Origin of the sequence: Enteroscipio rubneri, assembly GCF_963929405.1 — a bacterium.
Classification (GTDB): domain Bacteria; phylum Actinomycetota; class Coriobacteriia; order Coriobacteriales; family Eggerthellaceae; genus Enteroscipio; species Enteroscipio rubneri.
The window spans coordinates 342,670-362,572 of record NZ_CAWVIN010000001.1 but is presented as its reverse complement, the minus strand read 5'-3'; the positions used below and the strand labels follow the sequence as shown (position 1 = coordinate 362,572).

The window sequence follows — 19,903 nt, the reverse complement described above, 5'->3', positions numbered from 1 at the left end:
GGGGCGCTTCTCGTTCGCAATCAAATCTCGCTTAGAATGTGGCGAAGCGCTCGTGGCGGGTCCGGAGCAGCTCCTCGGTCGGCGCATCGCACAGCTCGTTGAGCGATGCCATCACGTACGTTTTAACGTTGTTTGCAGCAACGTCGGGATTCTCGTGAGCAGGCGCGGGTCCCTCGGAGAGTACCGCGTCCACGATGCCCATACCGTGCGCCTCCGCAGCGCTCATTTTCATAACGGCCGCAGCTTCGGGTGCACGCGTGCGATCTTTCCACAGAATCGACGCGAAGCCCTCGGGCGACAGCACCGAGTACACTGCATGCTCCTGCATGGCCACGCGGTCGGCGAGCGCGAGCGCCAACGCGCCGCCGCTACCTCCCTCGCCCAGAAGCACACTCACCACAGGAACGCGCAGCCCGGCAAGCGCAAGGAGGTTATCGGCGATAGCGTTGCCTTGACCGCGTTCCTCGGCCTCCATACCGCAAAACGCGCCTTGCGTGTCCACGAGGCACACAACGGGTCTACCGAACTTCTCGGCCTGGCGCATAAGACGCAGGCTCTTACGGTATCCTTCGGGCTGGGGGCAACCGAAGTTACGTCGAATGCGCTCCTTCAAGTCCGCTCCCTTCTCTTGCGCGATTACCGTAACCGCCTGGCCGCCGATCCACCCGACACCGCCTACGATAGCTCCATCGTCGCCGAAGGCACGATCGCCATGCAATTCGATAAAGCCGTCCACAAGCGCATCAATATAAGCGAGTGCAGTCGGGCGGTGCACGTTGCGGGCGAGCTGCACGCTCTCCCATGCACGGTTTTCGGCCGTCACGCCTGCTACTTCTGCATGCCCGTTCGCATCGTCAAGCGACGCCCCGTTCTCAGCATCAAACTCCCCTCGCGCCAACGCTTTCTCAAGCCGCTTTCCGGATACGGAGCCCGACCGCTCGAAGCGGTCGACGATACCCGAAAGTCGCTCCTTCAACCGTCGCGCACTCCGCCCTGACGACTCTCCAGCCAGCATCGGAACGTCCATATCGCCGTATGTGACCGTATTGTACGTATCGGTGCCGTGCTCAAGGTTCTCGCGCACCGACTGATAGTCAACGAGAATCTCGCGATCACCCGACTCGAAGCGTCCGGAGGCGGTCGCAAGGTGGATGGCCAGGATGTGCGCGATCATCCCGCGCAGCTCCTCGCGTTCCACGATAGCGTCGATCAGCCCGTGCTCGAGAGCGAACTCGGCGGTTTGGAATCCTTCGGGCAGTTCCTGTCTGATGGTGTCGCGTATAACGCGCTGCCCGGCGAAGCCGATGAGAGCCCGCGGTTCAGCCAGAATCACATCGCCCTGCATGGCGAACGAAGCGGTCACGCCGCCAGTGGTTGGATCGGTAAGCACCGAGATATAAAGCAGGCCCGCCTCGGCATGCCGCTCAATCGCGCACGACACCTTCGCCATCTGCATAAGCGACACGAGCCCTTCCTGCATGCGTGCGCCGCCCGATGCTGTGAAGACCACGACCGGCAGGTGTTCCTCGACGGCTCGGTCGAAGAGCCTGCACACCTTCTCGCCCACCACCGAGCCCATCGATCCCATAAAGAACTGCGAATCCATGATGCCAATGGCAAAGCGCAGGCCTGCGATGCGACCCTCGCCCGTGCGAACCGCTTCTTCAAGTCCCGACTTCGCACGCGCTGCCTCAAGCTTTTCGAAATAACCGGGAAAGTCGAGCGGGTCGGTCTCGGCAACCGACCGATTCCACTCTACGAAGCTGTCGGCATCCAGCAGGTCGTTGATGCGCTCGGTAGACGACATGCGAAGATAGCCGCTGCACGTCGGGCATACATAATGGCCGGATGCGAGGCTCGCCTCGTCGAACTTGAGGCCGCAATGGGGGCAGGCTCGCCAAGCGCCACCGTCGAAAGGGGGTTTCTCGGTGGTGCACAGCACCCAGCCGAGTGCGGGCATATCCTGGTTCAGGGGTCGAAAGACCCGTATGCCCCGAGCCGCTGCGCGGGCAAGGAAACTGTCCACCTCGGCCAGAGGGAGCGCCTCGTCGCAGAGGAGCACAACCGAAGCGCCGCAGGTCTCAGCAGCCTCGAGGACGGCGCAGCTGTTACAGAACAGCGCCGCCGAGTAGCGCTCGCCTAAGCACACTGCCTGCTGGGCGAGTTTGAGGTGCGGTTCAAGGCGGCGGTCCTGCGTGTAGACCGCGCACGTAGAGAAGCCCGCCTCAGCGGCGGCGGGCAGCATCTTTTTTGCCGTCTTCGCGCGCGCCATCACGAGAACGACGGGATGAGCCCCGTCGTCGGCCGCTCCGCGCCCACCGGCGACGTCGGTATATTCGGACATGTCCGCAGAGTCGATCGCGTTCGGCGCAAGGGGAAGTGCAGCGGCGGCTTCTCCAGCAGCGCGTGAAAGTCGATAGGCGACGTCAGCCGCTGCAGGCGCGGGCTCAAGTTCGGGTGCGGCCTGCACTCCTCCACAGGAAAGCACTTCCCCGTCCACTGTTAGGGTGATGTAGTTCTGCTTGCGTTGCTTCATCGAATGGTCCTTGCCTCTTGCCTCGGAACGCACACGCGTCCCACGCCTACGCTTCCGCCTTCGCCAGCACGTACTTCTGCGTGGCCGACGCGCACAGCTGACCGTCGACGCTCGCCTCCACCTCGGCCACGCACAAACGCGACGAGGACTTCACGATGCGCCCCTTGAGGGTGAGCGTCTCGCCCGGCTCCACCTGGCGGCGGAACTTCGCGCCGTCGATGCCGGTGAGGAAGCCGATGGATCCCTCGGCGCCGCGCTGTACGAGGATGCAGAACGAGGCGGCCTGCGCGAGCGCCTCCATGATGATGACGCCCGGCAGCACGGGGTGGCCCGGAAAGTGGCCCGCGAACAGCGGCAGCGCAGGGTCGACGTCGAGCTCGGCCGTCACCTCGACACCCGGCTCGCACGCGACGACGCGGCTCACCCAGCAGAACGGGTCGCGATGCGGCAGCACCGCCTCGACGACGTCCCTCTCACAAGGATATTCGATACCCATGTTGACTCCTTCTTCAATCGACGCACGCTCGGCTTCTTCGACTACCGAGCAGATGCGCTTCAGTCCCACGCCATTTCAACAGGGTGCGAGGCGGGCGGTGCCGTCCACCAAGCGAGTTCCGCACGAGCCGGACAGCCCAGCGGGCTGTCCGTGCGAGCAGGACTGCCGAGCGACTGGGCGGCACCGCCCGCCTCGCACGTCCCGCAGGTGGAGCTACCCCCAGTACGGCGATAGCGCCAAGGAGGCGTTGTGGCCGCCGAAGCCCAGCGAGTTCGACAGCGCCACTTTCTGCGGGTAGTTCGTCTTCGCCTCCGTGACGACGTTGACCGGGCACTCCGGGTCGGCCTCGGCGAAGCCGGCCGTGGGCGGCACGCAGTCGTTCATCACGGACAGGGCGCAGACGATGGCCTCGATGGCGCCCGCGGCGCCCAGCGTGTGGCCCGTCGTGCCCTTCACGGACGTCACCGGCACGGCGCGCCCGGCCTCCTCGCCGACGAGGGCCAGCAGCGCCTTGGACTCGGTGGCGTCGTTGGCGGGCGTGCCGGTGCCGTGGGCGTTCAGGTGTCCCAGGTCCTCCGGCGAGAAGCCGCCCTCCTCGAGCGCCTGGCGCATGGCGCGCACCACGCCCTCGCCGCTGGGCTCGGGGGCCGTCATGTGGTAGGCGTCGCCGGTTGAGCCGAAGCCCGTGATCTCGGCGAGCACCTCAGCACCGCGGCCGAGCGCATGCTCGAGCGACTCGACGACCACGGCGCCCGCGCCCTCGCCCGCCACGAAGCCGGCGCGGCGCGCGTCGAACGGCAGCGAGGCCTGGGAGGGGTCGTCGGCCTTCGACAGCGCGCCGAGGTTCGAGAACCCGGCCAGGCAGATGGGCGACACGGACTCCTCCGAGCCGCCGGCCAGCGCCGCGTCAATGTAGCCGTGGCGGATGTCGCGCACGGCCGCGCCGATGGAGTGCGCTCCGGTGGCGCACGCGGTCACGACGTTCAGGCACTCGCCGCGCAAGCCGTAGCGGATGGAGAGGTTGCCGGCGGCGATGTTGCCGATCATCGTGGGGATGAACAGCGGGCTCACGCGCTTCGGCCCCTTCTCGGCCAGCGTGGAGAAGCCGCTCTGCAGCTCGTCGATGCCGCCGATGCCCGTGCCGAACACGCATGCGATGCGCGAGGTGTCCTCGGCCTCGAGGTCGAGGCCCGACTGCGCCAGCGCCTCGTCGGACGCGACGATGGCGTACTGCACGAAGCGCTCGAACCGGCGCGCCTCCTTCTTCGAGATGCCGTGCTCGCACGGGTCGAAATCGTGCACCTCGGCGGCGATGTGCACGTCATAGTCGGCCGTGTCGAAGCGCGTCACCGGGCCGATGCAGCACGCGCGGCCCATGACCGCGTCCCATAGCGCCCCCACGCCCACGCCGGCCGGCGATACCGCGCCCATGCCGGTGATGACCACGCGATGCGTGCCGTCCGCACGGCGCGCATCGCCCGTGCTCATGCTGTTCTCGCTCATAGCGACATACCTCCGTCGATGCAGATAACCTGTCCGGTGATGTAGCCGGCCTCCTCGCTCGCCAAAAAGCGCACGAGCTTCGCCACGTCCTCGGGATCGCCGAGGCGCTTCGAGGCGATGCGGCCGAGGATGGCCTCGCGCTGCTTCTCCGACAGCGCGTCGGTCATGTCCGTGGCGATGAAGCCGGGGGCCACCGCGTTCGCCGTGACGTTGCGCGCGGCCAGTTCGCGGGCGATGGACTTCGTGAGGCCGATCACGCCGGCCTTCGAGGCGGCGTAGTTCGCCTGGCCCGCGTTGCCCGCCACGCCCACGACGCTCGACAGGTTGACGATGCGCCCGTAGCGCTGCTTCATCATGCGTTGCGCCGCGGCCTTGCAGCAGTTGAACGTGCCCTTGAGGTTCACGTCGATCACCGCGTCGAAATCCTCTTCCTTCATGCGGGCCAGAAGGCCGTCGCGCGTGATGCCCGCGTTGTTCACGAGCACGTCCACGCGGCCGAACTCCTCGTGGGCGGCGTCGATGAGCGCGGCGGCATCGGCGGCATCGGCCACGTTGGCGGCAACCGCGATGGCGCGCACGCCGCAGTCGGCCTCGAGGGAGGCGGCGAAGGCGCGGGCCTCGACGAGGCCGCGCTCGCTCGAGCAGTTCACGCACACGTCGAAGCCCGCGCGCGCGAGCTCCTCGGCCACGGCGCGGCCGATGCCGCGGTTCGAGCCGGTGACGACCGCGCTTCGGCGCGGGGTTTCGGTTTCGTTGGTCATGGGAGAAGAAGCTCCTATTCGGAATCGGGCGCGGCCTGGGCGGCGAGGAGCGCGTCGAAGCTCGGGCGGTCCTGGACGCAGGCGCGCGTCGCGGTTTTGTCGATGCGCTTCACGAGGTTGGCCAGCACGCCGCCGAAGCCCACTTCGACGAACGTGTCAGCACCGACGGCTGCGAGCGCGGCCACGCTCGCGTCGAAGCGCACGGGGCTCGTGAGATGGCGCACGAGGCTCTCGCGCGCGTCGGCGGCGGACAGCGGCGCGGCGGTGACGTTGCAGATGAGGGGCACGCGCGGCTCCGAGAACTCGACGTTCTCCAGATAGGCGGCCATCCCTTCGGCAGCCGAGGCCATGAGCGGGCTGTGGAACGCGCCCGACGTGGCCAGGCGCGACGAGCGCTTCCCCGCCGCAGCCCACGCCGCCTCGGCGCGCTCGACGGCCTCCGGCGTGCCCGCCACGACGATCTGCCCCGGGCAGTTGAAGTTCGCCGGCACGAGCACGTCGCCTTCGGCGCACTCGTCGCAGAGCGTCTGCACGGCATCCTCGTCGGCCTTCAGCAGCGCGCTCATCGCGCCGGGATGCGCCGCAGCGGCCTCGGCCATGAGCTCCGAGCGCGCCTTCACGAGCGCGAACGTGGCCTCGTCGGCGAGCATGCCCGACACGGCGAGCGCGCTCACCTGACCGAGCGAGAAGCCCAGCACCGCCGCCGGCTCCACGCCGCGCGCCATGAGCGCGCGGGCGACGGCCACCGACAGCGCGCACAGCGCCGGCTGGGCGTTGCGCGTGTCGTTGAGCTTTTCGAGTTCTGCGTTGAGCACGAGGTCGGCCACGTCGAAGCCCAGCACGTCGGAGGCGCAGGCGAACGTCGCGCGCACCTCTTCCACAGCGAAGAGATCGGCCCCCATCCCCGGTTTCTGCGAGCCCTGGCCCGAGAACATGAACACGGGAGCCCCGGAAGCGATAGCGGAAATCGGTTGCGCATTCGACGCGGAGCCGGGCCGATCGGCGGCGTCCACCAAGCGAGTTCCGCAGCGAAGCGAGGACTGTCCGAGCGACTGGGCGCCGCCGATCGGCCCTCCCGCAGGTTGAAGTTCGGTCACGTTGCCCCCTTAGCGAACGCGCCCACGGCGAGTATTCGATTCCGCCAGGGCCTCCAGGTCGAGTCTGCCGAGGGCCTCGGCCTCATCGATCATCCGAGCGATCGCCTCGGCCGCCGTCGCGCGCTCGTGCACGAGCGCCGCCGACTGCCCTGCCATCATCGTGCCGTTGTCCACGTCGCCGTCCACGGCGCGCTTGAGCGAGCCCGCGTACATGGCCTCCAGCTCGTCGCCGTTGGCCGCCACGTCGCCCTCGAGCTTGCGGACGGTGCGGGCGAACTTGTTCTTGAGGCAGCGCACGGGATGCCCGCTGCCGCGGCCCGTGACGATGGTGTCGGCGTCCTTGGCGGCGATGACCTTGTCCTTGTACGCGTCGGCGATGGTGCACTCGTCTACCGTGAGGAAGCGGGTGCCCACCTGTACGCCCTCGGCTCCCAGCGCGAAGGCTGCGGCCATGCCGCGCCCGTCGGCGATGCCGCCGGCGGCGATCACGGGGATGGACACGGCGTCGCACACCGCGGGGATGAGCGCCATTGTGGTGAGCTCGCCGATGTGGCCGCCGGCTTCGGTGCCCTCGGCCACCACGGCATCGGCGCCGAGGCGCTCCATGCGCGCGGCCAGCGCGCTCGAGGCAACCACGGGCACCACCTTGATGCCGGCGTCCTTCCACAGCTGCAGGTAGTTCGCCGGGCTGCCCGCGCCCGTCGTGATGACGTCGACGCGCAGCTTCGCCAGAAGCTCGGCCGTCTCGCCCGCATTCGGATCCATGAGCATGACGTTCGCGCCGATGGGCTTGTCGGTCATCGAGCGGGCGATGCGCACCTGCTCCTCCACCCACTCAAGCGGCGCGCCGCCGCACGCGATGATGCCGAGGCCGCCGGCCTCGCTCACCGCGCCGGCCAGGCTCGCGTCGGCGATGCGCGCCATCGCGCCCTGCACGACGGGCACCTCGATGCCCAGCAGTTCCGTTATCCGCGTCTTCATGCTCCCGCTCTCTCTTCTTCGAACCTCGCCCGAGTCCGCCGGGCGAACATTATAAACGAGCCTGCGCAGGGCCCGTCAAGCAAGCGGGCCCCGTGACGGGGCCCGGTCAACGCGCCTTTACAGCGAGTCGATGTGCGCGACCAGCTGGCCCACCGTCTCGATGCCCTCGGGCTCGCCGAACTCGACGTCGCACTTCTCCTCAAGGTCGCAGATGAGCTCGACCATGTCGAGGGAGTCAATGCCGAGCGACTCGAGTGTGGCCTCCTCGGTGATCTTGTCGGCCTCGAGATCGAGGTTCTCCACGAGGACGTCCTTCACGGTGTCGATGGTAGCCATAGCCAGTTCCTTTCGCGTCGTGCAATTTAGTTTGATAATCAAAGTATTTCTACGAAAGTAATGGTATGGTGACGGAACGCCGAATGCAAGGGCTCCCGTACGCCCTCCACGATTTCTGCGCGCCAGAAGCTGCGGACGGTCCCCGCCCCACGGCGTTCCCGCCCGAATGTTTCACGTGAAACATTCGTTCGCGCGTACCTATGTTTCACGTGAAACATCGGCATCCCATCGCGGGTCGACGAGCGCCCGCCCTGTGTCCTGCGAGAAACGCGCCCACGCCACGCCGCCGTGCGACCGAGCTTGCGCGCCTGCACACCCCGGACCCCGCGACTCCCCGCCAGGCGCCCCAAACACCCTGCGCCTCGCGGCGCGCGCCGCGCTCACGCTACGCCTGCGCGTCGAAGAACGCCTTCACCTTCGACAGCGCCTCGGCGAACACGCGCTCCTCTTCCTCGGAAAGATCGGCCAGCGCCTCGTCGATCATCTGGTGGTGGAACAGGTTGTGGGCACGCAGCACCTGCCTACCCTTCTTGGTGAGCGACACGAGCACCTTGCGCCGGTCGTCCTCGGCGCGCGTGCGCTCGACGAAGCCCTTGTTCGCCAGCTTGCTCACCGCCGTGGTCAGCGTTGCCAGCGTCACGTTCAGGCGCGCGGCGACCACGTTCATGGGATTGCGCTCATGCAGGCCGATGGCCACGATGGTATGCACCTCGGTGATGGTCAGGCCATGCGTCAGGCGGTTGTCGAGCGACTGCTCCTCGATGCGCAGGATGGAGTTGAACGTGCCGGACAGCAAGCCATCAATCTCCTCGCGCCTCTTCCGAGATGCACTTGAGCCTTCGCCCATGCCTTCCATCCTCTCACTTCTCCTCGCTTGCCGCTCCCAGCGCACGCATCATATCGCAGTCGGTGAGACAATCAAAGGTTTTCTCTGTTTCGAGTTCGTCCCGCAGAGCCGTCAGCAGCCACGCGCCAACCGAAAGTCAAGGCGACGAGAACGCGGATCGGCCGATGTCAACACGACGGGAACTCGCTGGCCCAAACGGTAGGTCGTTCCGGTATCCTGCCCGATCAGGCGATACCGTTCCGGGTCGAAGGCGAAGTACTCGGCACCGAGGTTCTTCGCGGGAATCAGCCCCTCCACCGTATTGTCGAGGCGCACGTACAACCCGTATGCCGCCACGCCCGAAACCGTCGCGGAAAACGACCGGCCTATGAACTGCTCCATATACTCGACAAGCTTGACTTCCTGCGATTCGCGCGCAGCCTTCTCGGCCTCGCGCTCCATATCCGAGGAGTGCTCCGCGATCCACGACAGCGCCGAAACCTCTTGGTCGAACTTCTCTGGGCGGCGGCCTATCTGCGCTTTGAGCATGCGATGCACGACAAGGTCGGGATAGCGCCGAATCGGAGAAGTGAAATGCGCATATGCGGCGCTCGCAAGCCCATAATGCGAATCGCATACAGGCCGATACACAGCGCGTTTCATGGAGCGCAGCACGAGCGATGAGACAAGCTCGCCTTCGGAACGGTTCGCGCTGACGGCGAGGATGCGCTGCAGCTCACGCGGATCGCCAGCAATAAGCTTGTTTCGATCGACGGCATCGAACCATGAAAACTCCTGGAACACCGGCACAAGCCCTTCGAGGCTCTCGGCCGCCGGCCGCTCGTGCACGCGGAAGATGCCCGGGAATCCGGCACCGCACAGGTGCGCAGCCACCGTTTCGTTCGCAAGAATCATCGCCTCTTCGACAAGAGAGGTCGCATCGGTCTTGCGCCTCAGATCGACGCCGATCGGATGATCGCCATCATCGAGTTTCACACGCGCCTCAACCGTATCGAAGTCCAAACCGCCTGCCGCCTTGCGCGCCGCCGCGCGCCTTTGCGCAAGGAACGAGAGCTGCTGGAGACGCCAAGCAAGGCCGTCGTGGAGATTGCCGAAATCCGCATGATCCCCAGCGTACGGGCATTGTGCGGATTCCTGCGAGCTCGCGTCCGAAGCGCTCTGTCCGGGATTGCCCGAGCACTCGTCGAGCAGGTTCTGCGCCTCATCATACGCAAGCCGTGCGGCCGAGCGAATGACGGCCGGATACAAATCATAGCCCACGAGCCGCGACTCGTTGTCCAGGTACAGATCCGCCGTCATCGTCAGCCGATCCTCGTTGGGCCGCAGCGAGCACAGATCGCCCGATAGCTCCTCGGGCAGCATGGGGATCACGCGATCCGCCAGGTAGACGCTCGTCGCCCGTCTGCGCGCGTCGAGATCGATCGAGGAATTCCACGGCACATACCGCGACACGTCAGCGATATGTATCCCAAGCCGCCACCGCGCAGCCGAAATCCCGCGCACATCCACGGCTTTTGAACCGGTCAAACATCCTCCAGCAGCAGAACGTTCGCCCTCGACCCCGAAGATGCCATGCTCGCCGCCGACAGCCGAAACTCGCTCCAACGACAGGGCATCGTCGAAATCACGAGCATCAGCGGGGTCGATAGTGAACGTGAAACGGCCCCGCAGATCGCAATACCCCTCTTCGAGCGCCGCATCGACATCGAGTACAGCGGCCCTCGCCTCAGCAAGGGCGCCTTCTGAAAACGACGTCTCCAGCTTGTGGCGCGCGATCACGAGATCGACGAGCGCACGCTCGTCGTCGGCGTGTCCGAGCACCTCCTCCACGACGCCGGTTGCGGCGGAAGCGCGCGAGGGGAACGTCGAGATGCGCACGCGCACAAGCTTCCCGTCCTCGATATCGGGCCTATCAGCTCGCATCGTGAACACATCGTAGGGAATGCGCGGATCCTCAGGGACCACCACGCCAAAAGGTTCTGCCACCTCGTAGCGGCCGATCAGGGTATCGTGCGCACGATCGATGACGCGCAGTACCCGAGCAGCCGGCTTCTCGTCCGGGCGATGCGAATTCCCGTTCGCGCGACTGCCGCGCTTGCTTTGCACGGGCAACAGCGCAAGCTCTACGAGGTCACCGTCGAAAGCGCCGGCCATCTTCGATTCGGGCACGTAAAACTCGCCCTCCGCTGTACGAACGAAGGCGAATCCTCCAGGCCGCACGTCCAGTACGCCGCGCGGGTTGCTGCGCGGGCTTCGCCGCGTATGCGAACGCGAGCGCGGCACGTCACTGCCGAACGAAGGATTGGGCGGTCTCGACCGCCAACGTCTTCTGATTGTCGACGCCTTCGGAAAGCGCGACGGCCACATCGGGCGCGACGCCCACTCCGTCGATATCATGGCCGAGCGGGCTCTTGTAGTAGGCCGCAGTGTATCGAAGCGCGCCGCCAAAGCTCAGCTCGCGCGTCACCTGCACCGATCCCTTTCCGAGCGTCGTCTGCCCCACAAGGGTCGCGCGCTGGTTGTCCTGGAGCGCAGCTGCGAGAACCTCGGCGGCGGCAGCGGTGTTGCCGTTCACGAGGACAACGAGCGGCTTATCCGTCGCGACTGCGCCCGTTGCGGTTTTCGTCGTATCCTCCGCTTCCTTCGTCTGAATCTTCACGAGCGTGCCGCTTTTCACGAACAGGCTCGCGATATCCACCGACTGCGTGAGGAAGCCGCCTGGATTGTCGCGAATATCGAGTACGAACGAGCTGGCGCCCTGCGATTCAAGATCCGAAACGGCAGACTTTACCAGCCCCGCCGCGTTCTGAGTGATCTGCTTGAGCCGGATATAGCCCACCTCGTCTATCAGTTCCGACTCTACGTTTCTAGCCTGGTAGTCAGAGCATTCGAGGGTTGTTGTGAACTCGTCGCCACCTTCGTCGTCGAGCGTTTCGGCTCGTCTCCAGGTGATAACGACACTCTCGCCCTCGTCGCGTTTGAGAGCGGAAACCACTTCCGTCATCGTCCAATCGTGCTCGCGATCGCCGTCGATCGCCACGACGAAATCGCCTGTTCTCACGTCGGCAACCTGCGCTGCAGACCCCTCAAACACGTCGACGGCATAGGCGCGGCCGTTGAACTCGGAGAACAGCACCCCTACTCCCGCATAGGTGCCCGAACTATCCTGGAGCAGAGCGGCATAGCGGCTCGAATCGTAATAACGCAGATATGGATCCTTGGTCGTGTCTGAGAACGCATCGAGCACGCTGGAGGTAGCCATGCCCAAATCGTAGGAATCCAAGCTCTCCTCATCGAGAATGCCTTCGACTTCCTCAACGCGAGCGCCGAGCGAATTATAGGTATCGCCCGAAGTCGTGGAGCCAGGATTGCGATCGACATCGACCACGAGGGAGGAGAATCCAAGCGATTCGAGCAGCGGGGAGTCCCCTCGCACGAAGAAGCCTATCGCGAATGCGCCGCATACCGCGATAACGGCGAGGAATGCCTTGAGAAGACGCAGGTTGCGGGTCCGCGCTTTACGCGCGGATGCCGCAACCTGCTTGTTATCGCTATGCTTTGCGACCATGGCCTTCCGGCGCCGTTACACCTTGAGATAGCGGCGCATGGCAAAGGCCGAGCCGATCAGGCCGATTAACAGGCCCGAAACCGCCAAGAGCACGTATATGAGCAAAAACGTGCTCGCACCGATATCGAACGACAGAAATGGGATACCCTCCTGCAACCGAGGCAACACAAGATTGCGCAAGAGCTCCAGCGCGCCCACGGCCAGCAGCGCCCCGATCACGGCATGCAGCGCGCCTTCCATAAGGAAGGGCCCGCGAATGAAGCCGTTCGACGCTCCCACGAGGCGCATGATCGCAATCTCCTTGCGACGTGCGAGGATAGCCAGGCGGATGGTGTTGTTGATGAACACCATCGCTATAAAGATGAGCAGCGCGATGAGCGCAATGCCGATATAGCGCACGTAGTTTGTAAGCGTGAACAAGCGCTCTACTGATTTCTGCCCGTACTTGATCGACTCGGAAGGATCGTCGTCATCGGCGATGCCCGCGTAGGTAGAGTTGCCGCGCAGCGAATCAGCCACCTGCTCGACCAGCTGAGGATCAGAGAGCTCTACGTCGATAGAAGCCGGCAGCGGATTCTGCCCATCGAGCGTATCGATGATCTCGGAACCCGACGACTGGGAGAATTTCTCAAGCGCCTGGTCCTTCGTCGTGAACGAAACCGTCTGCACGCCCTCGAGACCCCGCACGAAGCTCATGACCGAGTCGATATCGTTTTGCGAAGCATCGTCGGCGACGTATGCCGTAATGGAAACCTCGCTTTCCACCGACGACACCACCCGTTCCACAACGGAGCCGCCAACAAGAAAGGTTCCGATGATGAGCAGCGATAGAAAAATGGTCACGATGGAGCCGAGCGCCGTCGAGAGGTTGCGCGTGAAGCCCGTCAAAGACTCCTTGATGAAGTACGCAAAACTAGACATCGAAGCCGTACACCCCCCGGTCCTGATCGCGGGTCAGATTGCCGCGGTCGAGCGCGATGACGCGCCGGCGCATATTGTCCACCATCTCGCGGTCGTGCGTGGCCACGAGCACCGTTGTTCCCGTGCGGTTGATGCGCTCGAGCAAGTCCATGATGCCGCGCGACGTCTGCGGGTCGAGGTTGCCTGTCGGCTCGTCGCACACCAGCAGCGGCGGGCGGTTCACGATGGCGCGCGCGATGGATACGCGCTGCTGCTCGCCGCCGGACAGCTGGTCAGGGCGCTTGTTGAGCTTGTCCTGGAGCCCGACGAGCCGCAGAACCTCGGGCACTTGCGTCTTGATGACATGGCGGCTCTTGCCGATAACCTCGAGCGCGAACGCCACGTTCTCAAACACGGTCTTGTTCGGCAGCAGTTTGAAGTCCTGGAACACGCAGCCGATGTTACGGCGCAGATAGGGCACGCGCCAGTTGCGCATGGTGGTCAGATCCTCGTCGGCCACGTAGATGTGACCCTGCGAAGGCTTCACCTCGCGGATGAGCATGCGGATGAACGTGGACTTGCCGGAGCCAGAATGGCCCACGAGGAAGATGAACTCGCCCGCGTAGATCTGCAAAGAGATGTCGTTCAAAGCCGGCTTGTTCGGTTGTGCCGGGTACACTTTCGTCACATGGTCAAACGTAATGACAGGGGTGCCCGTCTGCTGGGGAATGTCCTCGACTTCCAGCACCGGCAGCGAAGCAGACAGCTGAGACGTCGTCTGCCGCGCGGAGGCCGCATGAGCGCCGCCGCGCCGCGAAGGACGCGCAGGAGCCCCTTGGCTGATGTCGTTCGTCACAGAATGCTCCGTTCGAATAGTGATGTACTGAGACTGTTCGAATTTTATCAGACTTGCTTTCGGGCGATGACGTTCTTCACAGCTTCGACAATCGCGCTCGCATCGAGGGCAAAGTACCCCATGAGCTCCTCGAATTCGCCCGATTTGCCGAACATATCGCGCATGCCCACGAACTCGACAGGCGTCGGCAGTTCGCGCGCGAGCGTCTCTGCAACGGCTGATCCAAGGCCGCCCATCACGCTGTGCTCCTCGGCAGCGACAACGCATCCGGTCTTGCGCGCAGAGGCGACGATCGTCCTCTCGTCGAGCGGCTTCACGCTGAACGCGTCGATCACCTCGGCCTCTATGCCTTCGGCAGCCAGCGCTTCGGCGGCCTTAAGCGCCTGCTCCACTTCTACGCCGCAGGCGACGATCGTGACGTCGGCACCCTCGCGCAGCACGTAGGCGCGACCGAGCTCGAGCTCCACATCGTCGGCGTAAACCGCCGGCACGCTCGCACGTCCCATGCGCACATACAACGGGCCCGGCGTTGCTGCAGCCAAGCGGATGGCGGCACAGGCAGCCGCATAGTCGGCCGGCACGAGCACGCGCATGTTCGGAAGGCCCCGCATGAGGGAGACGTCCTCAAGCATCTGGTGGCTGCCCCCGTCCGGACCCACCGAGATGCCGGCGTGCGTGGGGGCTATCTTCACGTCCAGGTTGCTGTAGCACACGGTGTTTCGTATCTGATCGTAGGCGCGTCCCGTGCCGAACACGGCGAAGGAGCCGGTGAAGGCCACGTGGCCGGTAACTGCCAGCCCCGCAGCCACGTCGACCATGTTCTGCTCGGCGATGCCGCAGTTGAACAGGCGATCCGGATAGCCAGCGTCGGCGAGCTTCTTCGTGGTGGTGGACCCTGTGAGGTCGGCATCCACTGCAACCACCGGCGCACCCTCAGCGGCAAGCTCGGCGAGCGTTGCGCCGAAGGCGGCGCGCGTGGCGCGCTTAACCTGAGCCTGCTTCTCGTCTGCCAGCTTAATCACGGCCGACCTCCTCTCCCGTGCGCCCGGCCAGCTCAGCGAGCGCCTCCTTGGTTTGCTCCCCGTTCGGCGCCTTGCCATGCCAGCCCGCCTGGTTTTCCATAAACGACACGCCCTTGCCTTTTACCGTGCGCGCGATAACCGCATGCGGCCTACCTGAACGGTCGGCTTTTGCCGCTGCGAGCGTCTTAACGAGAGCGGGAATATCGTGGCCGTCCACCTCGTGCACATCCCAGCCGAACGCCTCGAACTTGGCACGCATGTCGCCGGGGTCACACACGTCGGCAGTGCAGCCGTCAATCTGCAGTCCGTTGCGATCCACGATGGCCACGAGGTTGTCAAGGCCTCGATGGGCTGCGAACATGGCCGCCTCCCACACCTGACCCTCCTGGCACTCGCCGTCGCCAAGGAGCGCAAACACGGCCTGCGGTTTTCCGTCCAGCTCGAGACCGACAGCAGCGCCCGCGGCGATGGAAAGCCCTTGACCGAGCGAACCCGTGGACACCTCCACGCCAGGCAGCTGGTTGGAATCCGGATGACCCTGCAGGCGCGTGCCCAGCTTGCGCAGTGTAAGCAGCTCTTCGCGCGGGAAGTAGCCGGCCTCGGCGAGCACGGCGTAAAGCGCAGGCGCCGCATGCCCCTTGGCCAAGATGAAGCGATCGCGCTCTTCCCAGTCGGGACGCTCGGGATCGTGCTCGAGCACACCTCCGAAGTACAGCGCGCAGAGGATGTCGGCGCACGATAGCGACCCGCCCGGGTGCCCGCTGCCCGCCTCCGCGATCATGCGCACGATGTCGACGCGCATCTCGTTCGCCCGTCGTTCAAGCTCGGTCATACCGGTTCCTTCCATTATTGGGACACCCTCCATTTGTGGTAGCCTATCACGAACTCCTCCAGGTCGCCGTCGAGGACGGCGTCCACATTGCCCGTCTCCACGCCGCTGCGCACATCCTTTACCAACTGGTAGGGATACAGCACGTAGTTGCGGATCTGGCTGCCGAACGTAGAGTCCATGCGCTCGCCGCGCAGCTGCGCGAGCTCCTCCGCCCGCTTCTGCTCCTCAAGCTCATAGAGCTTGGCTTTGAGCACGCGGAACGCCGCTTCCTTGTTCTGCAACTGGGACTTCTCGTTCTGGCACGTCACCACGATGTTCGTGGGGATGTGCGTGAGGCGCACGGCCGAGTCGGTGGTGTTCACACACTGGCCGCCGGGGCCGCTCGAGCGGTACACGTCCACGCGCACGTCGGCGGGATTGAGGTCCACTTCGATGTCGTCGGGCAGAACCGGCAGCACCTCCACACCCGCGAACGTGGTGTGGCGGCGCTTCTTGTCGTCGGTGGGGCTGATGCGCACGAGGCGGTGCACGCCGTTCTCACTCTTCAGCATGCCGAAGGCGTTGCGGCCCTCGATCTGGATGGTGGCCTTGTCGAGGCCTATGCCCTCGCCGGGCACCACGTCGAGGATCTGAACCTTCCATCCCTTGTTCTCGGCGTAGCGCGTGTACATGCGGTAGAGCATCTCGGTCCAATCCTGGGCTTCCAGGCCGCCTGAGCCGGGGTTCACCGTAAGGATGGCGTCGCCCCCGTCGAAACGCTCCGAGAACCACGAGCTGATCTCAAGGGAGTCGAGCAGCCCGTCGAGATGTGCAAGCGCATTCGACGCCTCTTCGGCGAAGGCCTCATCCTCGTCCGCGAGCTCGAAGGCAGCGCGTGCGTCATCGAGGAGCGCCACGGCGTCCTCGTATTCGGCGATGGTCTCACGCAGCACGCTTGCCTGCTTCGAAACGCTCTGCGCATGCGAAGCGTCGTCCCAGAACCCGGGAGCTGCAATCTCCTTATCGAGCGCGGCAAGCGCGGCTCTTTTATCTTCGATATGCAGAAAGACGCCGGCGTCGCTCACGCGCCGGGCCGCCGACTCCACATCCTTCTCGTCCCTGTCAGCCATCGTCGACCTACATATCTCTTCCGTGGCACTTCTTGAACTTCAGCCCGGAGCCACACGGGCACGGATCGTTGCGCCCCACGTTGGCGAACGGATCGTCCTTGTCTTTGACATAGGTCTGAGGCTTCGCGGGTGCCGGCTTCGGCGGCGTCTGGTCGGCGCCGGCATTCGAAGCCTGGGCAGGTGCCTGGGCGCGCGCAGCAGCGACTCCCGTTTGCTCGAGCGCCTGCTCGGGAGACGAATAGCTCACCTTGCCGTCGAGGGGGCTCTTCTCCTCGGCAAGCGCAGGCTGCTCCTGCTTGACAGCTACCTGCAGACGAAGCAGCGTGCGCAGATAGTCCTCGTACATGGAGGCCGTAAGGCTTTGGAAGGCGTTGTACGCCTCGTTCTTATACTCGACAAGCGGGTCACGCTGCCCGAAGGCACGCAAACCGATGCCGGCTTTAAGGTAATCCATCTCGGAGAGGTGCGCCATCCAGCGCGTATCGATTATACGCAGCATCACCTGGCTCTCGAGCATTTTCACGATCGGCTCGCCCAGCTGCTCGGCTTTCTCGGAAAAGACGGTCTCCAGATGCTCGACGACCGCATCGGCCAAGAGCACCGGATCGTCCTCATGATCGGCGGCTTCCGCAGAGAAGTCCGAGCGGCCCGTCATGTTTGCGACCCAGACGTCGACCGCCTTGAGATCCCAGTCGTCGCTCGGCGTCTTGTCGGGGCAGTTCTCCTCAACGACGGCCTCGACCGCGTCGCGGATGATCCCGGGGATGCGCTCGTCCATGTCCTTGCCGTCGAGAATGGCGTTGCGCTCGTCGTAGATGGCGACGCGCTGCAGGTTCATCACGTCATCGTACTCCAGCACATTTTTACGGGCTGCGAAGTGCATACTCTCGACCTGGCGCTGGGCGCCTTCAATGGCCTTGGATACCATGCCGGCCTGGATGGGCATGTCTTCGGGCATATCGGTCTTCTCCATCATGCGCGCGATGGAGTCCATGCGATTGCCGCCGAACAGGCGCATGAGATCGTCCTCAAGAGACAGATAGAACTGGGTGGTGCCCGGATCGCCCTGGCGGCCGGCGCGTCCGCGCAGCTGGTTGTCGATACGGCGCGACTCGTGGCGTTCGGTGCCGATAACCGTGAGACCACCCGCGGCGATCACCCGGTCGTGCTCGTCGGCGCACGTGCGCTGCGCCTCGGCGAGCGCGGCGGCACGGTCGTCCGCAGACGGAGCGCACGCTTCGCCTTCCTCGGTCTCCGCGTCCTCCTTGAGTTCGGGATCGAAGCCCTGGGCACGCAGCACGTCGTCGGCCAGCACGTCGGGGTTGCCTCCCAAAAGGATGTCGGTACCGCGGCCGGCCATGTTCGTGGCGATGGTCACGGCCCCCACGCGTCCCGCCTGCGCGATGATGTGTGCTTCACGCTCGTGGTTTTTCGCGTTCAGGGTCTCGTGCTTGATACCGCGCTTGTCGAGCAGGCGCGAAAGCTTCTCGGAACTCTCGATGGAAACGGTGCCGATGAGGCAGGGTTGGCCCTTCGCATTGCGTTCAGCCACATCGTCAGCCACGGCGTTGAACTTGGCTTCCACGGTGCGGTAGATGAGGTCGTCCTCGTCCCGACGGGCTACAGGCCGGTTCGGCGGAATGGCCACGACCGGCAGTTTATAGATCTGGCGGAACTCGGCGTCTTCGGTCATGGCGGTGCCCGTCATACCTGAAAGCTTTTCGTAGAGACGGAAGTAGTTCTGCAGCGTGATGGTAGCGAGCGTTTGGTTTTCTTCGCGCACCAGCACCTTTTCTTTGGCTTCCACAGCCTGGTGCAAGCCCTCCGACCAGCGCCGGCCTTCCATGATGCGCCCGGTGAACTCATCGACAATCTTCACCTCGCCGTTCGTCACGACATAGTCCACGTCGCGATGGAACAGGAACTGCGCCTTCAGGGCCTGCTGGAGGTGGTTCGCCAACTGGCCCGACGGATCTGCGTAGATGTCGTCGATGCCGAGCATCGCCTCGATCTTCTCCAAGCCGCTTTCGGTGGCGTTGATGGTTTTCTTCGCCTCGTCCATCTCGAAATCCTCGTCGAGGCGCAGGCGGGGCATGACGCGGGCAAACTTGTTGTACGTCTCGGCCGCCTGCGTGCCGGCGCCCGAGATGATAAGCGGGGTGCGCGCCTCGTCGATGAGGATGGAGTCCACTTCGTCGACGATGGCGAAATGGTGGCCGCGCTGCACGCGGGCCTCCGCGCGCGTAACCATGTTGTCGCGCAGGTAGTCGAAGCCGAATTCGCTATTCGTGCCGTACGTGACATCGGCGGCATAGGCCGGAATTTTCTTCTCGGACCGCATCCCGTTCTGGATGAGCCCCACCTCCATGCCAAGGAAGCGGTAGATCTGGCCCATCCATTCGCTGTCGCGCTTGGCGAGATAGTCGTTCACAGTCACGATGTGCACGTTGCTGCCGGGAAGCGCGTTCAAGTAACCTGCCAGCGTCGACACGAGCGTCTTGCCCTCGCCGGTCTTCATCTCGGCAATTTGCCCGTCATTCAAGGCCATGCCGCCGATGAGCTGCACGTCGAAGTGCCGCAAGCCCAGCGTGCGCACCGACGCCTCGCGCACGGCCGCGAACGCCTCGGGCAGCAGGGTATTCAGGTCCTCCCCCGCCTCTGCCCGCTCCCGCAGCGCCGAAGTGAGCGCACGCAGCTCGGCATCCGACTTCGCCTGCATGTCCGGTTCGAGTCCGTTGATCTTCTGCGCCGTGGCCTCGTAGTTTTTCAGTTGCTTGCCCTCGCCGAGCGTGAGCAACTTGGATAGGAATCCTGCCATGTATGCGCCATCCTTTTTCGCGGGTCGCTGCACGTTCGCGACGTTCGCCCGCAGCGTACCCGCGTCGTTGAAACAGTTGAATACAGCACGTGTTACTCTAGCATATCGCACCTGGCCTCAGAGGAAATCCATAGGGCGCGCAAGGCGGCGCGAGACCCCTCGCGCACGTGTGCCAGAATGTCCGCCGATGCCGAAGACGCGGGCGAGCCGTCCGGCGCTACCCTTCGGCTGCGTGCGGGCG

At 64.7% G+C, this 19,903-nt stretch carries 16 protein-coding genes; all 16 read right to left on the bottom strand.

What is annotated here, in order from left to right:
* Window positions 1–31: 31 nt before the first annotated feature.
* Window positions 32–2,536 carry an acetyl-CoA carboxylase carboxyltransferase subunit alpha gene (locus ABGT83_RS01490; RefSeq protein ID WP_346685634.1) on the bottom strand — a complete coding sequence of 835 codons (2,505 nt, stop codon included), beginning with the start codon at window positions 2,534–2,536 and terminating at the stop codon, window positions 32–34.
* Window positions 2,537–2,582: 46 nt separating this feature from the next.
* Window positions 2,583–3,032, bottom strand: coding sequence for a 3-hydroxyacyl-ACP dehydratase FabZ (gene fabZ, locus ABGT83_RS01485; protein WP_346685633.1), 450 nt, complete (start codon window positions 3,030–3,032; stop codon window positions 2,583–2,585).
* Between the two features lie 213 nt (window positions 3,033–3,245).
* Entirely contained in the window at window positions 3,246–4,535 is a 1,290-nt protein-coding gene (gene fabF / locus ABGT83_RS01480; RefSeq protein ID WP_346685632.1) for a beta-ketoacyl-ACP synthase II, read from the bottom strand.
* On the bottom strand, window positions 4,532–5,296 hold the full coding sequence (fabG, locus tag ABGT83_RS01475) for a 3-oxoacyl-[acyl-carrier-protein] reductase (protein ID WP_103265267.1): 765 nt from the start codon (window positions 5,294–5,296) through the stop codon (window positions 4,532–4,534). Before fabG ends, fabF begins: the two co-directional genes overlap by 4 nt.
* A 14-nt stretch (window positions 5,297–5,310) precedes the next feature.
* Complete coding sequence (fabD, locus tag ABGT83_RS01470) at window positions 5,311–6,393, bottom strand: ACP S-malonyltransferase (protein ID WP_346685631.1); 1,083 nt, start codon at window positions 6,391–6,393, stop codon at window positions 5,311–5,313.
* Between the two features lie 9 nt (window positions 6,394–6,402).
* Window positions 6,403–7,374, bottom strand: coding sequence for a nitronate monooxygenase (locus ABGT83_RS01465; RefSeq protein ID WP_346685630.1), 972 nt, complete (start codon window positions 7,372–7,374; stop codon window positions 6,403–6,405).
* A gap of 117 nt (window positions 7,375–7,491) precedes the next feature.
* Window positions 7,492–7,710: an acyl carrier protein gene (locus ABGT83_RS01460; RefSeq protein WP_103265269.1), complete on the bottom strand. Its 219-nt coding sequence runs from the start codon at window positions 7,708–7,710 to the stop codon at window positions 7,492–7,494.
* Between the two features lie 385 nt (window positions 7,711–8,095).
* The gene (locus ABGT83_RS01455) at window positions 8,096–8,557 is read right to left on the bottom strand and encodes a MarR family winged helix-turn-helix transcriptional regulator (protein WP_418762832.1); all 462 of its coding nucleotides are present in this window, start codon (window positions 8,555–8,557) and stop codon (window positions 8,096–8,098) included.
* A gap of 111 nt (window positions 8,558–8,668) precedes the next feature.
* Entirely contained in the window at window positions 8,669–10,840 is a 2,172-nt protein-coding gene (locus ABGT83_RS01450) for a ribonuclease R family protein (RefSeq protein WP_346685629.1), read from the bottom strand.
* 1 nt (window position 10,841) lies between these two features.
* Window positions 10,842–12,125, bottom strand: a complete 1,284-nt coding sequence (locus ABGT83_RS01445) for a S41 family peptidase (RefSeq protein ID WP_346685628.1) — start codon at window positions 12,123–12,125, stop codon at window positions 10,842–10,844.
* A 15-nt stretch (window positions 12,126–12,140) separates the two neighbouring features.
* Window positions 12,141–13,046, bottom strand: coding sequence for a permease-like cell division protein FtsX (gene ftsX / locus ABGT83_RS01440; protein ID WP_103265273.1), 906 nt, complete (start codon window positions 13,044–13,046; stop codon window positions 12,141–12,143).
* Window positions 13,039–13,881 carry a cell division ATP-binding protein FtsE gene (ftsE, locus tag ABGT83_RS01435; RefSeq protein WP_103265274.1) on the bottom strand — a complete coding sequence of 281 codons (843 nt, stop codon included), beginning with the start codon at window positions 13,879–13,881 and terminating at the stop codon, window positions 13,039–13,041. Before ftsE ends, ftsX begins: the two co-directional genes overlap by 8 nt.
* Before the next feature lie 47 nt (window positions 13,882–13,928).
* Entirely contained in the window at window positions 13,929–14,903 is a 975-nt protein-coding gene (locus ABGT83_RS01430) for a transketolase family protein (protein WP_103265275.1), read from the bottom strand.
* On the bottom strand, window positions 14,896–15,735 hold the full coding sequence (locus ABGT83_RS01425) for a transketolase (protein ID WP_346685627.1): 840 nt from the start codon (window positions 15,733–15,735) through the stop codon (window positions 14,896–14,898). Before ABGT83_RS01425 ends, ABGT83_RS01430 begins: the two co-directional genes overlap by 8 nt.
* Before the next feature lie 14 nt (window positions 15,736–15,749).
* Entirely contained in the window at window positions 15,750–16,844 is a 1,095-nt protein-coding gene (gene prfB, locus ABGT83_RS01420; RefSeq protein ID WP_103265277.1) for a peptide chain release factor 2, read from the bottom strand.
* Between the two features lie 7 nt (window positions 16,845–16,851).
* Window positions 16,852–19,662: a preprotein translocase subunit SecA gene (gene secA / locus ABGT83_RS01415; protein ID WP_346685626.1), complete on the bottom strand. Its 2,811-nt coding sequence runs from the start codon at window positions 19,660–19,662 to the stop codon at window positions 16,852–16,854.
* Between the last annotated feature and the right edge of the window lie 241 nt (window positions 19,663–19,903).

Coding starts and splice junctions, on each gene's coding strand:
- fabG (WP_103265267.1), bottom strand. CDS start 5,296: ATGACCAACGAAACCGAAACCCCGCGCCGAAGCGCGGTCGTCACCGGC.
- ABGT83_RS01425 (WP_346685627.1), bottom strand. CDS start 15,735: ATGACCGAGCTTGAACGACGGGCGAACGAGATGCGCGTCGACATCGTG.
- ABGT83_RS01490 (WP_346685634.1), bottom strand. CDS start 2,536: ATGAAGCAACGCAAGCAGAACTACATCACCCTAACAGTGGACGGGGAA.
- ftsX (WP_103265273.1), bottom strand. CDS start 13,046: ATGTCTAGTTTTGCGTACTTCATCAAGGAGTCTTTGACGGGCTTCACG.
- secA (WP_346685626.1), bottom strand. CDS start 19,662: ATGGCAGGATTCCTATCCAAGTTGCTCACGCTCGGCGAGGGCAAGCAA.
- ABGT83_RS01445 (WP_346685628.1), bottom strand. CDS start 12,125: ATGGTCGCAAAGCATAGCGATAACAAGCAGGTTGCGGCATCCGCGCGT.
- ABGT83_RS01465 (WP_346685630.1), bottom strand. CDS start 7,374: ATGAAGACGCGGATAACGGAACTGCTGGGCATCGAGGTGCCCGTCGTG.
- ABGT83_RS01455 (WP_418762832.1), bottom strand. CDS start 8,557: ATGGGCGAAGGCTCAAGTGCATCTCGGAAGAGGCGCGAGGAGATTGAT.
- prfB (WP_103265277.1), bottom strand. CDS start 16,844: ATGGCTGACAGGGACGAGAAGGATGTGGAGTCGGCGGCCCGGCGCGTG.
- fabF (WP_346685632.1), bottom strand. CDS start 4,535: ATGAGCGAGAACAGCATGAGCACGGGCGATGCGCGCCGTGCGGACGGC.
- ABGT83_RS01460 (WP_103265269.1), bottom strand. CDS start 7,710: ATGGCTACCATCGACACCGTGAAGGACGTCCTCGTGGAGAACCTCGAT.
- fabZ (WP_346685633.1), bottom strand. CDS start 3,032: ATGGGTATCGAATATCCTTGTGAGAGGGACGTCGTCGAGGCGGTGCTG.